The sequence below is a fragment of the Microbulbifer maximicatervae (SeqCode) genome (assembly GCF_052468095.1).
On record NZ_CP174332.1, the window covers coordinates 381,027 to 395,541 of the forward strand.

General features: G+C 47.6%; 7 protein-coding genes. 5 read left to right on the top strand and 2 right to left on the bottom strand.

What is annotated here, in order from left to right; translation table 11 throughout:
• The first annotated feature begins 135 nt into the window (after positions 1-135).
• The 3 genes from ACJJIL_RS01715 (at position 136) to ACJJIL_RS01725 (ending at position 6,731) form a co-directional block, all read left to right on the top strand.
• Positions 136-5,334: a DUF748 domain-containing protein gene (locus ACJJIL_RS01715; protein WP_445361056.1), complete on the top strand. Its 5,199-nt coding sequence runs from the start codon at positions 136-138 to the stop codon at positions 5,332-5,334.
• Positions 5,335-5,725: 391 nt separating this feature from the next.
• A complete protein-coding gene (locus ACJJIL_RS01720) occupies positions 5,726-6,133 on the top strand; it encodes a GFA family protein (RefSeq protein WP_413663447.1) in 408 nt (135 codons plus the stop codon).
• Between the two features lie 292 nt (positions 6,134-6,425).
• Positions 6,426-6,731, top strand: a complete 306-nt coding sequence (locus ACJJIL_RS01725) for a hypothetical protein (protein ID WP_282931129.1) — start codon at positions 6,426-6,428, stop codon at positions 6,729-6,731.
• Between the two features lie 72 nt (positions 6,732-6,803).
• Here the strand turns inward: ACJJIL_RS01725 and ACJJIL_RS01730 are convergent, their stop codons facing one another.
• Both ACJJIL_RS01730 and ACJJIL_RS01735 read right to left on the bottom strand, forming a co-directional pair.
• The gene (locus ACJJIL_RS01730; RefSeq protein ID WP_445361057.1) at positions 6,804-7,604 is read right to left on the bottom strand and encodes an ABC transporter permease; all 801 of its coding nucleotides are present in this window, start codon (positions 7,602-7,604) and stop codon (positions 6,804-6,806) included.
• Entirely contained in the window at positions 7,601-8,206 is a 606-nt protein-coding gene (locus ACJJIL_RS01735; protein ID WP_445361058.1) for an ABC transporter ATP-binding protein, read from the bottom strand. The genes ACJJIL_RS01730 and ACJJIL_RS01735 overlap by 4 nt, the downstream gene beginning before the upstream one ends.
• A gap of 632 nt (positions 8,207-8,838) precedes the next feature.
• Between ACJJIL_RS01735 and ACJJIL_RS01740 the strand changes: the two genes are divergently transcribed.
• Together ACJJIL_RS01740 and parC are read left to right on the top strand one after the other, a co-directional pair.
• On the top strand, positions 8,839-11,901 hold the full coding sequence (locus ACJJIL_RS01740) for a hypothetical protein (RefSeq protein WP_445361059.1): 3,063 nt from the start codon (positions 8,839-8,841) through the stop codon (positions 11,899-11,901).
• A 304-nt stretch (positions 11,902-12,205) separates the two neighbouring features.
• On the top strand, positions 12,206-14,455 hold the full coding sequence (gene parC / locus ACJJIL_RS01745) for a DNA topoisomerase IV subunit A (protein WP_445361060.1): 2,250 nt from the start codon (positions 12,206-12,208) through the stop codon (positions 14,453-14,455).
• The last annotated feature ends 60 nt before the right edge of the window (positions 14,456-14,515 follow it).

The window sequence follows — 14,515 nt, forward strand, 5'->3', positions numbered from 1 at the left end:
GAATGGACGACGCAGCTGCTTATTATCGCGAATAGCAGCGCCAAGGCAAAAAAATCCCCAGGTGCTGGTCTTTACTGTATGGGCCTAATTGCAGTTGTAATCTGCATAAAATTCATTTTCTGGCGCTTAATTCTAATGCCCCCAGAGTCCGCTTCTCAGAGTGCCTTTTTCCGTCGCTTAATCTGGTGGCTGCTAGCTGGGCTATTGCTGGTGGAAGTTTTTCACTGGTGGGCAGCAAACTGGGTGCGGGTAAAAACTGGCGACTGGATGGAGGAGCGAGGCCTTGAATTCCATGTGGATCACTTGCGCGTATCGCTGCTGGATCTAAGTGTTATAGCGATTGATGTAAAAGCTGAGAATCGCGAAGGGCGGGGGTTCTCTGCTCATGAGGTAATGCTCGATTACAGCTGGTGGCAATTGTTATGGGGGCGAGCTCATTTACCCAAGGCATCGGTGAGCGGTGCCTATATGGACCTGCAGTCTTACCCGGGTGAACTGTACCGGGAGTGGGAGGTGGGTGGCTGGAATCTTGGAGGCGGAGCGCGGCAGGATCGCGATTTCAGGCTGCTTATCGGTCGCGCCCAGATACGGGATAGTGAACTTTGCTACCTGCACAAGCCTATTTGGAAGCAAGCTACCTGTGCAGCCATCGGCAAGCTCCAAACCGATAAATTCACGCTGGCATTATGGCGTAAAGGTGATGTTCCCCTGAACGTAGATATTGCTATTGGGGATTTACAGGTCGGTGATTTATTGGTCTGGGAGAGAGGTAAATCACGATACAACACGGTGATAGGCAGCTTGAAAGGAACTCAGGTCAATTTTTCCTGGCCGAGCCTCAATACAGATCTTAACAAGTTTACTGCGGAATACTTTATAGGATGCCCGCCACAGCGTTGGGCCGATGCAATAACAGGGCTGCAAAGCCTGATTGGACATTGCGCCTCCGCCCGCCGGCTTGCCGCAGAAGGCGATATGAAATTCGGGTTTGGCCGCAAGGCTCGTGCCCAGTGGCGGCAGCTCAATGGTGAGAGTGTTGTACTGAGGCACAGTGATCGCCTTTGGCAGGATTGGCGGGCCGGGGTTATTAGCATCAGTGAGTTTAATTTTGAACGCCCGAAAAAGCGCTTGGGATGGAGGCGAGGCTTTGCCCAGGCATTTGATTGGTGTCCACGACATCTGCGTAACGCCAATTCCCACCTGTGTCTGCGAGCGGCTAATTTAGACCTGCCGGAAAAAACGGTTTTCGACTGGAACGATCGCTTAAAAATAAATACAGGGGCCAGTTCAATTAATCGGGGCTACCTCTTGGATATGGCTCGATCTACCAGCCATCCCATCAGGGCTAATAATGGTGTATTTGGTCCTCTTCAGTTTTATGCCAAAACGCGAATATTATCTTTTGCCCATCTTGCGATAGAAACAGCCAATGGGTGTGTACCGGGCGGTCTGTGGAAGAAGCCCGATCACTGTGTCTCTATGGTTGGTCTCAAAAGTACAGAGGAATTTGCCTTTCAGTTCGGCTCTGCTGAATACAATATTGATTGGGGGCTTTCTAGCGGTCCTCTGCAATTGGCTCAATTTTCAATAGGTGCCAGAGGCCGTCCCAGAGCTAAACTACAGGACCTACGCTGGCGGGCCATTGATACAATAGGTCGTAACGGCCCGCTATCTGCTCAGGACTTTTTTATCCAGTCACTATCAGGGTGTTTGCCGCAGGACTTTCTCCCCTCGGATTGGCAGCCTTTGTGCGCACGTTTGAACAGCTTTTCAGGGCAGGGACATTTTGCCTGGCAGGGAGGTGAAGATGGCTATGCCATTTTGGGAAAACTGCGCCTTCACCGATTACTTCTAAATGATTCCGCTGGTGCAGGAAGTGGCTTACTGATACAGCAGTTTGAAAGTGGCGATAGCTTATTTAAAAGAAAGGTTACAAATAATCCTTGGGTGGCGACCAGTCAGTTACCGGGTATTCCTCAAGGAGTTGGTGATGATAATTACGGCACCGAAAAAGGAAGACTGGATCAACAAAATATTGATGCGGATAAAAATCCTGACGACTTAGGGCTGGCCACCATAGAAAACCCAAACCTGGAAATAAAAAACCTTGTTTTGAAGAAACTGGCTGGCTGTCTCAATGAAGGTTGGAAAAGGTTATTTTATCGCGCCAATAAAAACCACGAAAACCTGCCAGTTTGCTTTGATATCCACTCATTAGAGCAAAGGGAGCCGCTCTTTATATCTTGGCAGCAGGGGATAGATCTCTCTGTAAAAAAAATTTCCGTGGTTAGTGCTGAAGCGAAGACAAAGGGAGGCAGGAAATTATTTGACTTAAAAAAGATAGAGCTACCCCTTGTCAGGCTAAGGCATAGACGTACACCAGACTCTGAATCTTATATCGCTTTGCCCGGTGCAAATGCTGAGCAGTTGAGTGGCTGCTTTCCCGGCGGTAGGCAAGTGAGTTCACTAAATATTCACTGTGTAGATGTTGAGCGCCTTTTACTGGGAGATTACTCCTTCGTTTATTTCAGCCAACGCAATCTAATTGCCAATATGGATGACTCAGCAATTCAATCCGTGCAGTTGAAAAACCTGTCTGGCGAGAATGTTTTTGACCTTGGGGGTGTACTTATACCAAAGCTAGAGTTGCTATGGTCCCGGGAAAAGCCTACCCAGTCAAAAATTGCATTGCAGGATGTTGCTGCTGACAGAGTAACCTTGTGTCTTCCCTGGCTAGCAGAGGCGTATAAATCGATACCGACCTGTGTATTTGGGCAAGATATCCATTCGGTAGGGAAAAGCGGTTGGTCGATCGAAGAAGTGGAATTAAAGGAGGACTTTGAAACTGTACCCATGTTGCAACTGGGGCGAGTATTCACGAAGAGAACGTCTTTTTCCTCCAATACTCTCGATTTTTATGGGCTCAATATCGATGATGTTCTGCTTTGTGGGTTGAGATCTTATTCTTCTGAAAATAATGAAGATATGGGTCTTGCTGATTGCATTGAGACCCCACAAATAAGCTTTAGTGATTCCTGGGCAAAATTGGGTATAGATTCCGACGCCCCCCGCTTGGATTTAGGACCGTTAAAGAGTAAGCCTATCGCGTTTTGGCAAAAGGGTAGCGGCTATTTAGAAGCCGGTGTCCAGAGCTTGAGTTGGAGTCGATTTATCTGGGATAGCGGTGCAGAGTTCTCAGTGTCGAATCTAAGCTTGCAGAATATCCGGGTGTGTACGCGGGATACGGGGCTTGCAGTAACTGTGGATAAGCTGAGTCGGGCCAGGGCAGGTGACTCCCACCATTGTTTTGGGGTTGATAAATTATCCATGCCGGGATTACAGAAAATCAAATTGTCACACCCCTGGTCACTTCAAGGTTCTGTAGAATTGGTTGGGTTATCAATACCCAGGAAAAATTTGGGCCCTCTGAAAATACCAAAATTTGAAATTGATAATATCTCCTTGCAAGGGGAATCTTTGGCGAAAGCCTCTGGTGCGAGGGGATGTATGCCAGGGGGACTATTAAAAGACGAAAAGATTGCGCCCTGTTATGAATTTGGGGCCTTTAGTATTGGCAAGGCAGAAGGTATTAATGGCTCTAGCGGTAGGCAGCTTATCCTTTCTGGGATAAAAATAAGTAATGTACAGTTGCATGAGCAAAATTTTCCACAGGAATTGCCACTTAAACTTTTATCCGTATCCGGTATGGGGGCCGGGCACTTAAATATCAGTCGGCAGGGAGTTGACTTCAAGGATTTACAGTTTAAGGAAATTGCAGGATGTTTTCCCAGTGGTTATCTGGATCAGGGAGATCATTGCTTCAGCTTCTCGAGTTTAATGCTGGAGGGAAACTACCGCCGTGGTCAGGGGGCAGAACTTGCTGTTGTGAGGGTCAATGGCATCACTTTACTTTCACCCTCTGGGGAAGAGTTAGTGCACGGTGAGAGCATAACCTTGTCGCATTTGCTCTTTACCGATACCGAGTGGCGCTTTGCCAGTGGTGAGGCAATTCACTTTCATTTTTTTGAGAGAAACCCGGATAGTTTGGATTTTGATCGCCATAGATGGATGGCTGATTTTAAGTCCCTGTGGGTTGAAGGTTTGAGCTACTACCGCCCTAAGAAAACACTCACTGTTGGTTTTATCGACTTTCTGCGCCCTCGATTTATTCTCTTAAGGGATTTATCGGGGAAGTTTCCGGTAGCCCGAAAAATTAATGAACTGCGAGGATTTGGTGGTATTGACACATTTGCTTTCAGGGAGAATGGCAGCCCACCGCTACTATATCATCTCGGTGACCTATATCTAAAACACGGCACTTTTAGTTGGGTAGACTATCAAGATGAATTCAGGGCCCGCTTACCGGTCCGGGATATCAACTTTAATCTCAGTGATTTAAGTAACTTAGCCGAACACCCCCCTGCGGTGATTGTTGTTAATGGAAGGCCTGGCGGATTTGGTGAGGTTCAGATAGGGGGAACTGTAGATTACTTGGGAGATAAAAAGTGGAATGCTGATCTTACCGGATATCTCACCAGCGTAAATTTGATACCTGCTACGCCTTATATGGCCAAGTTGTTAGGTTACAAAATCCTTCAGGGGCAGGGAGATGCGGTAGTTAATATTCGGGTATTTGAAAATGAACTCGATGGCTTTGCCGATATACGACTGGAAAAACTAAAAGTTCGCCGGGTGCGGAAAGATGATCAGCTACCGGTGAAGTCCACTCTGATTCCCTTGAATATTGCTCTATGGTTGCTAAAAGACGGGCGGGGGGATATCAAGTTTGGCATGCCTGTTAGCGGCAATATTCGCGATCCCAAGTTCTCCTTTAGTTTTGTATTTAGTGAGTTGCTACAAAAGGCAATTATAGATGCCTTGATAAGCTATTTGACTCCCTATGGCGTATATTTGTTGGCACGTTATGCCTGGGGGCGTTTCAGGGCGAAATCATTTGCGTCTATTGACTTTGAGCCTGGAAGTGCAAAATTAACTAATTTAGCACTGACACAACTACAGCGTATGGTCTTTGTTTTACTTAAGAACCCTGACGCACGGCCAGGAGTATGCGGCATCTCTAATGCCCGGGACTGGCAAGCCTTGTACCCCTATTCCATGGCAGGTATGAGCAGAAGCGGAAGAGCTCAAGTTGCTTTTTACCAAAACCCATCTCTGGAACTTCGTGAGGAACTTGAAAATTTGGCAATGGAGCGAAGCCGAAATGTCGAAAAGTATTTGATTGATGCGGGAATAGAGGCTTCAGAATTAATCCCTTGCGCACCTGACTATATTGGTAAGGATTTTGGTGATCCAAGGGTGGAATTTTCGAATTAGAGTTTATTTAAAATAATTCAAATAATGTCTGATTGCTGAGTGGGTTCTCTCGGGGAATATATAAGTTGGCCTGAATCCCCGTAAATAAGCGTTAATGTTGCTTGATAAGGTGCACATGTTTGGCTGGCTTGAAAAAATCTTAGGACTTTCATTAACTTTTTAGATGTTAGGATGAGTTTAGTGTGGTGAGCTGAATGAGCAGTGATTTATTGTTTATTGGCTGTTTATTGCGGAGTGATTATTTCTTGGGAGGTTTGTGCACTATTTCACATTGCGATGTGAAGCTTACGATATTGCTGATTTTGATCAATGGCTGATTAGTTTTCTATGGTAGATTCCACTCCCGATTTTGATATTGATTTTCTGAAGTAAGAAATACTTAGGTAAAAAAATGACTCAAGTACACGGAAGTTGCCTCTGTGGTTCAGTGACAATTAGCGCATCTTTACCCTCTTCAAATTTGGGGGTTTGTCACTGTGGTATGTGCAAAAAATGGGGCGGTGGTCCTCTGTTGGCGGTGGATTGTCAAACCAGTGTTGAGATTACCGGTGAGGAACATGTCAGTGTATTTGATTCATCAATTTGGGCTGAACGGGGTTTTTGTTCAAAGTGCGGTTCGCACCTCTTTTATCGCTTAAAGGAAACTTCCCAATACTCAGTGCCAGCGGGGATCTTTGATCTTCCGGCCGAGACAACAATGACCCATCAAATCTTTATCGATGAAAAGCCGGATTACTACGAATTTGCCAACGACACCCAGAAGATCACGGGGCTGGAGATAGTTACTGAGTACTCATGATAGTGAGTGCTCGCTATCTCTATGGGTATCTTTTAGTCAAGACGGAATATACGCCCGGGATTCACTTTAGGGTTACTATAGCGTCCTAGGGCTGTATCGCCGCTCCCATCACTGGTGATTTCAGCTTAGAAGGGTACCAAAAGGGTCATCTGCATGGGGTTCGCTCACTGCGGCGGCTCTTTTAGCATCTTTGCGTTGGTATCCGGATGTCTCGTTCTGGAAGCACCTAATCTTTTAAGGTGCCGAGAGCATTAAGATGTAATCGGAAGGTAATACGGACTGGCTAAATTCCATGACTGAAACCCAAATTGTAGAAATTTTCCTGGCCAATCAATGGTGGTCCATCCTGGCGTTGGTGGTAATTGTAATTGGCGTAACTTTATGCTGGTTTGGTGGCCTGATGGCTGCGTTGACGGCCTTGGGTAACAAGCGCTGGGTTTGGGGGATTGTAACGATCGTCCTCGGGCCGATTACCGGCATTCCCTATGCATTGCGTTACAAAGAGGCGGAATATGCCCGATCGCTGATGCTGCGGGGAGTATGGGCCTTGCTGGTAGGTCTGATTATCGCCGGGGCTATCTTATTCTTTGGCCGTTAAAGGTTAATAGAGCGCTGGTTCTCAGGTGTCCAGTGCTCTCCTTCCTTCGATCGAATCATCTCTCCACAGACTTTAGACATTTTTAATCAGGCGATCAGTGCGCAGGCGCTCCCGCTTATCAAAGAGCTGCCTTGAGGCCAGGGCAACGGCGAGAGAAGTGCCGAAACCGGTGCCTGATGCAATCGCAAAAAGAATCAGGATTTGATATTTGACGGCAATTGTAGGGGAGGTGCCTGAGAGAATCTGCCCTGTCATCATTCCCGGCAAAAATACTATCCCAGCGGCAGCCATGGAATTAATTGTCGGCATCAATCCTGCACGCATCGCATCCCGCCGAAACTCCAGGCTGGCTTGTTGCCAGGTATGCCCCAGCATCAAGCGATTCTCAATAATATCCCTGGAGCGGTGCATACTTTCTGTTAGACGGTCCAGGCTTAGGGCAACACCAGTCATTGTATTCCCCAGCAACATACCTAAAAGTGGAATGGAATACTGGGGTTGGTACCAGGGAGTAGGGCCAATCAGTACGGCCAAACTCAATATGGTGATACTGAAAGCGGACACCAGCATTGATAAAGTGCCTACGGCAAAACTCCAGCCACCGAGCAGGCGATACTTTTGTCGGGCTGCCACTTGCTGCCCAGCAAATAGCAGCATTGCCAAAGCCAGAAGTCCCACCCAAAGTAGGGTGCCAACTGCAAAAAGGGTTTCCAGTACCAATCCTACCAGAGTGAGCTGAATAGCCGTGCGTAGAGCGGCAACAATTAACGATCTACTTAGTTTTAGTCGCGCTACATGAGTGCATACGGCTAGAGCCAATACCAACCCTGCTGCCAAAGACAACTGCCACCAGGATAGGTCGATTACATTCATCGACGGATCTCCTGTTCTTTCAGTTGATTATCAACAATGGCCAAGTGGCGGTGAGCTACCCTTCGAATCTGCTCCTGGCTATGAGCTACCCAAATCGTAGGCAGCTTGTGCTCCTCAATAAGCCCTGTCAGCCATTGCTCTACCTCCTGGGCAGATCTGGCGTCTAGATTGGCCGTAGGCTCATCTAGAAGAAGCGCTTGGGGTTTGTAGGATATTGCGCGAATAAGAGCCAAGCGCTGCTTTTCTCCCGAAGACAGTCGATTTATTTGCCACTTTACTGCATCTTCAGGAAAGCCGAGAAGTTTAAGTGCATCATTCATGGGGGTTGCGAAGTGATCGCCGACAGTTTCTTCCCACCAGGCAGTCTGCGCGGGAACCAACATCACTTGGCTTCTCCATTTGTGTGCCGGGTAAGAATTTTGAGATTTACCACCCAGGAATATATCACCTTTGTGAGATTCCAGATCTGCTATGGCTCTAAGCAATCGGCTTTTGCCTGAACCAGATGATCCAGATATGCAGGTAATTAGGCCGGGTTCCAGGGTAAAACTTGCGCCCTGTAAGGTGCCGATAGAAAGATCTTTGATTTTAAGGTCCGGCATGGATAGCCCTATAGATATTGGATACCAATAATTATCTCCGCATTGGTGCTCTGAGTGAAGTATTTATAGCTTTATTGAACATTTATAATTTCCGCGTGGATAAGAACTCCTCATTTGGTTCTATCGTTTAAAAATATCAATATAAGAAATTGTGTTTCCTGCTTAATAAGAAGCCATGTTGAGAAAATTAATTATTTTTCTGATGTTTGCCTATAGGGTTGCGACCAAAATATGATTATTTCTTATAGGCATTACTTTGAGTTGTTTAATATTGCTGAGTCGATAATTTTATGTTCTACGACTATCCATTATGGACCCTGTGAGAATCATGTTTATAGTCAAGATAATGTAGATTTTTAATTTTTCTTAATGATGTTTTTCGGGGTATACGAGAGCCCTTCTGTAAATATATTTAATATGAATATTTGCCCCTGCTATATGCGAATTTATTTAATTAATTAAATTTGGTGGTAATGCGGGTTGGTGGAAAATTTTTGTTGTTGAATTAAATTAATTGCCATGTTAGAAAGCGTGCGAATTTTATCCTGTTGTATTGTTTTATTGCGGTGAACGTATGTGGATGGATGTAGCAGGCTAAAGGGATAAATTATAAGAATATAGGAAGGGAATAAATGAAATACTCGTCGAAATCGACAGCTGTTATGGGACTGGCACTAGTTGCTGGGCTGTCGTTGCACTCCCCTGCTAGAGGCGAATCTGGAGTCACAGATAAGTTGTCTGGCAATGAATTGATAGTTGCATCAAAACTAGATGGAGCTAGTGCACTGGATTTTTCTACTGGAATTGGTACTCAAGTAGAAGGTCAGCTGCTAGTAGATGCTATTCGTAAGCAGCTTTATTATAACGAAGCTGATTCAGTAAGTGCTGAGGCAGAGGATCCGCAAGGTGGGGTTTATTCTCGCGATAATGCAGCATTCCGTTATTTAGATTTAATGTATAGCTTGGATGGTACATCTGAAGAAGTCATCAATAGCTATCTTAGCAGTGTCTCTCCCAAAGAGTTTTCTGATTTATATGGCGATCCGGAGCGTGCACGTACTTCTGTTGCTGAAATTCTGATTTATGAACAATTAGAGTTATACCCCACGAATTTAGACCTGCAACAGTCGTTGCTGGATCTCTATTACGATCGAGCGGTCGCAGAAATTGTTCACGCCAATATTGCTCTAGATAAGGCGCTGTCCAGTCGTTTGAATGGAGAGCTGGCTGCTATTGAAATTGAGCATGTCGGGAATGCCTTTACCCTGCTCAATAGTGCTTTCGTTGAGTATGTGGCTCTTGTAGAGAATACGCCCACTTATCTGCAGCAATTGACCAGTTCTCGGGGGCAAGTTAGCCCTCGATATTATGATTCCGTAACAAATACCCAAAACGATGTCGCCCCAGCCGGTGTTTTGCCTGGCGAGTACAAAGATATCACCTTGCTGTACCAGTTAATGGGTAATCTCGCTGCTGTAAAAGTACAGCAGGCAGGTTTATTGATAGAGTCAGACCAGCTTAACTCTTCCTTGTCTACTCAAATGATCGATGAGATTTTATCTTTGCGGAATACTCTGGTAGCCAAGGAAGCTGAGTTACGCACTCTATTCTCCGGTACTGATTTTACTGAAGTATCTTCGCATTCCGGTTTACCTCAGGCGGTAGAGCAGTGGCATTTTCAACTTGATCAGCTGGAAAATGCTATGTCCTGGCTTACCGGTGATACCAATTTCCTCGGTATGTCGAAGTTAGCTGTGCCACATGGTTTTAGCAGCGATACACATTTTGATGCTTTCAATATATTGAGTGAGTTCCTCGATGGGGAAGACACAGGTTTTATTGTGCAGGCGGACAGTAGTCTTGCTACTGCCAAGTTGGATTATGATAACTACCTCCATAATGCCCAGGCATTAACGGACGCCTATATTGGGCGCCATGAACTGTCGTCTAATAAATTATACAGTTTGTTAGGTGCCAGATTCCCAAGTAGTTGCTATGAAAAAAGCTGTGTAGATATCACCAGTGAGGCTCGAGACAATAGTGAAGTAGCTGCTTGGTCGCGGAATGTAGAAAGTGTTCAAAATTCTATCACCCTAAGTCTTCAGCGGCTTGATAATCGCCTGGCAAAAATCGAGTTGGAAGTGGAGCGCTTAGCGCAAGATGCTGGTGTTGCAGATGGTTTTGAGAAGATTGTTGTGGATTATCATTCGCAGCAGAGCTCACTTGGCCAACAGATTAATCGCATTCGCCAGAAGCAAGAAGTGTTCAACTCCCACTCGGTATTATTCGAATCTCTATCTATAGCAGCTCAAACTTACATGAGTAGTAGCTGGGATGCCGTTGGTGAACTTTCAGATCGTTTGGTTGCAGTTAACAACTCTATTGACACCCTTGATGATTTTACTTTGCCCGAAGCTGCGAACGTGACTCTTGCAGCTGAGCACCGTGCGTCTCTGTATGATAGCAGCGGTAAAATTCTGCAAGCTGGTAGTCAGTACCGCCTGGAAAGCTTATGGCTCGAAGTGAATGCCATTGTTTTGGAACTCGCCCAGAGTGAAGCGACACTGGTGCAGGAAGCAAAACGTCTCTCTGTTATTTTGAATCAGGCCAAAAGCTTGGTCGCGGTTGCAACCAGTGACGCCCCAATGGCCGCTCAGCGCTATTTTGCAGACTTGATTTATTCTCGTCGAATTACAGAGACGGCCTTAAAAGCGACCAGTGATTTTGATCGGGCACAACAGTGGCTTTTCTATACTGCCGAGGCCCTGGAGTACAAATGGCAAAAACCTTTCGCTATTCGTGATGTAGATATCAGCAAAGGCTCTGTATTCCATCTGCGCAGTGCTGGGGATATGTGGGATTTTTACGGCAAAATGATGGATTTTGACTCGCCGGGTATAGCTACTTCTCATCAGGAGAGAGATGTCTTTTCCATCAAAGAGGATGTATTCGGATACAGGGATAGTATTAACGGTAGAGAGCAAACCTATTTACACCCAGATCCGAATCAGCAAAACGGGCCCCGCTTAAGCGCCCGAGAGGCCTTCCAAGAACAGCTGAAATTACTGGCGCGCACTTTCGGGTCAGACACCTGGGTTACAATCGAGTTTAGTACGGTTAAAGAACCTGTTAGGAGTGACCTTTTCACTGGACCGATTATCAGTGAAGTGGATGGGGAGAGCTGTATCGCGGTTGCTGGTGCCTATGGGGATAAGATTGAAACAGTAGAGCTTAATATCCCCATTCTCTATAGCACTAGTGGTGAAGTTCAAACCCCGGCTTACCTTACCTATGGTGGTGCCAGTGTTGTGCGGGATTCTCTCCCTGGAAATGAAGTTATCACTGATGAAGGTGCTGCTGGGGTTGAGGGAGAGTTCAACACTTACAGTGCGCTGTTCTGGGATGCCGCAGGACTTTCTCAGCTGGCTGCTGTTCGCAATAGTTATCGTGTACCTATGAGTGCGGCTCTGGATGTATTTGGATCTGGAGCGGGTTCTATCAATACGGTTACGAATAAATTTAAAGAACGCAGTGTGGCAGCGACAGGTTGGCGTTTATCCTTCTTATTGGAGGATATCTACGGTTCAGTGGTGGATGTTGAAGCAATTAGGGATGTAGAGCTGATTTTTGAGCATCGCTTTAAGGCCAGTAACTACTCCTCATGTGCTGGTGGCGACCCCTCTGGCCCTCTGTAATAAGTAACAATGCTTTTGGTGATACATAACTTCAAAAAGGGATTGCGCAATTGCCGCAATCCCTTTTTTGCTTTAGTCACTGCGTTCCCGGCAGGAAAGGGGAGCCGGCACAAGGCCTTTTATTTACCTATTCCTTCCTAATGCAATAACTGTGTAGTACCATTTTGCATAGAACTAAAGCAGTTCGAGATTGAGGACTATGCCAATCCCCTTTGTCAGATAGTGCTTCATTACCAGCTCCCTTTGAACCTCCCGCCTCAGTCCGCCATAATCCGCCCCTTCCGAACAAAATAACGAGTGCTGTATGACCGACACCTCTGTTTATGAGGCCACAGAGCGCCTGCCGTTAAAGGAGTACACCGAAAAGGCGTACCTGGATTACTCCATGTATGTGATCCTGGACCGCGCCCTGCCGAATATCGGTGACGGCCTTAAGCCTGTACAGCGGCGTATCGTGTACGCCATGAGTGAGCTGGGCCTGAAGAATACTGCCAAGTATAAGAAGTCCGCGCGCACCGTTGGTGATGTGATCGGTAAGTACCACCCCCACGGCGATAGTGCCGTGTACGAGGCGATGGTACTGATGGCACAGCCGTTTAGTTATCGCTACCCCCTGATTGATGGCCAGGGCAACTGGGGCTCGCCGGATGATCCCAAGTCCTTTGCCGCAATGCGTTACACCGAGTCGCGCATGGGTAAATATTCGGAAGTGCTGCTGTCGGAGCTGGGTCAGGGCACTGTGGACTGGCAGCCCAACTTTGACGGCACCATGGATGAGCCCTGCGTACTGCCTGCGCGGGTGCCCAATATTCTATTGAACGGTACCACCGGTATTGCCGTGGGTATGGCTACGGATATTCCCCCGCATAACTTGCGCGAAGTGGTCAACGCGACTGTAGAGCTGCTGGAAAATCCCAAGGCCACAGTAGAAGAGCTGTGTGAGCATATTCTCGGCCCGGATATGCCCACTGAGGCAGAGATTATTACGCCGCGGGATGATATCCGTAAGATTTACACCTCCGGTCGCGGTTCTATCAAGATGCGCGCCCTGTGGAGCAAGGAAGACGGCGATATTGTCATTACCGCGTTGCCCCATCAGGTGAGCGGTGCCAAGATACTGGAGCAGATCGCCCAGCAGATGCAGGCGAAGAAGCTGCCCATGGTGAGCGACCTGCGCGATGAGTCGGATCACGAAAACCCGACGCGCCTGGTAATTGTGCCGAAATCCAATCGGGTGGATATGGAATCGGTGATGAATCACCTGTTTGCTACTACCGATCTTGAGCGCAACTACCGCGTCAATATGAATATGATCGGTATCGACGGGCGCCCGCAGGTGAAGTCCCTCGATAAAATCCTGCGGGAGTGGCTGACTTTCCGCGCCACTACCACCCGCCGTCGTCTGCAGTTCCGTTTGGATAAAGTTGAGAAGCGCCTGCACCTGTTGGCAGGTTTGCTGGTTGCCTTCCTCAATATTGATGAAGTGATCGAAATTATCCGTACCTGTGACGAGCCCAAGCAGGAGCTGATGGATCGCTTTGAGCTCACGGATATCCAAGCGGACTACATTCTCGATACCAAGCTGCGCCAGTTGGCACGCCTGGAAGAAATGAAGATTCGCGGCGAGCAGGCGGAGCTGGAAAAAGAGCGAGATACCCTCACCAAGACCCTGAATAGCGAGCGTCGCCTTAAGACCCTGATCAAGAAAGAGCTTCTGGCCGCAGCCAAAGAGTTTGGCGACGATCGCCGTTCCCCGATTGTGGCTCGTGAAGAGGCCAAGGCGTTTAGTGAATCCGAGCTGCTGTCTTCAGATCCCATCACCGTTATCGTTTCTGAAAAAGGTTGGATTCGCGCGGCCAAGGGCCATGAAATTGATGCGGCAGCACTCAGTTATAAGGCGGGGGACAGTCTCGGTTTTGCCGCGCGGGGCAAGAGTAACCAGCCCGCGTTATTACTCGATAGCACCGGTCGCAGTTACTCCATTGCCTCCCACACTTTGCCTTCAGCACGGGGGCAGGGCGAACCCCTCAGTGGGCGTATCAATCCGCCCTCCGGTGCCACCTTTGAGGGCTTGTTGATGGGCCCTGATGAGCAGCGAGTGTTACTGGCTTCCGATGCGGGTTATGGCTTTATCGCCAAGCTCTCTGATTTGCAGTCGCGCAATAAGGCGGGTAAAGCCATGCTGACCCTGCCCAAGGGGGCCCAGGTACTCCCACCTCAATTGCTGGAGAGTCTCGATGACGTCTTGCTGGCAGCGGTGACCACTGAAGGGCGCATGTTGGTATTCCCTGTGACTGAGTTGCCGGAATTGTCCAAAGGCAAGGGCAATAAGATTATCAATATCACTTCGGCCCGAGCTGCGGCCCGCGAAGAGGTGGTCATTGGTGTTGCTGTATTGAAGGGCAGGGACCAGCTGGTCGTTCACGCCGGTAAGCGCCATACCAAGATCAAGATCTCGGAGATGGATCACTATCGCGGCGAGCGTGGCCGACGCGGCAACAAGCTGCCCCGGGGCTTCCAGAAGGTCGATAAGATCGAGGTTCTGGAGAAATAGGCCCATCCCGGATGCAGGTCGAAAGGGCGGTCCTAGTGACCGCCTTTTTTAATGGGGTTT

What these genes read in the sequence shown, in the direction of transcription:
- ACJJIL_RS01730 (WP_445361057.1), bottom strand. Translation starts at nt 7,604, where the DNA reads ATGAATGTAATCGACCTATCCTGGTGGCAGTTGTCTTTGGCAGCAGGG.
- ACJJIL_RS01735 (WP_445361058.1), bottom strand. Translation starts at nt 8,206, where the DNA reads ATGCCGGACCTTAAAATCAAAGATCTTTCTATCGGCACCTTACAGGGC.
- ACJJIL_RS01715 (WP_445361056.1), top strand. Translation starts at nt 136, where the DNA reads ATGCCCCCAGAGTCCGCTTCTCAGAGTGCCTTTTTCCGTCGCTTAATC.
- ACJJIL_RS01725 (WP_282931129.1), top strand. Translation starts at nt 6,426, where the DNA reads ATGACTGAAACCCAAATTGTAGAAATTTTCCTGGCCAATCAATGGTGG.
- ACJJIL_RS01720 (WP_413663447.1), top strand. Translation starts at nt 5,726, where the DNA reads ATGACTCAAGTACACGGAAGTTGCCTCTGTGGTTCAGTGACAATTAGC.
- parC (WP_445361060.1), top strand. Translation starts at nt 12,206, where the DNA reads ATGACCGACACCTCTGTTTATGAGGCCACAGAGCGCCTGCCGTTAAAG.
- ACJJIL_RS01740 (WP_445361059.1), top strand. Translation starts at nt 8,839, where the DNA reads ATGAAATACTCGTCGAAATCGACAGCTGTTATGGGACTGGCACTAGTT.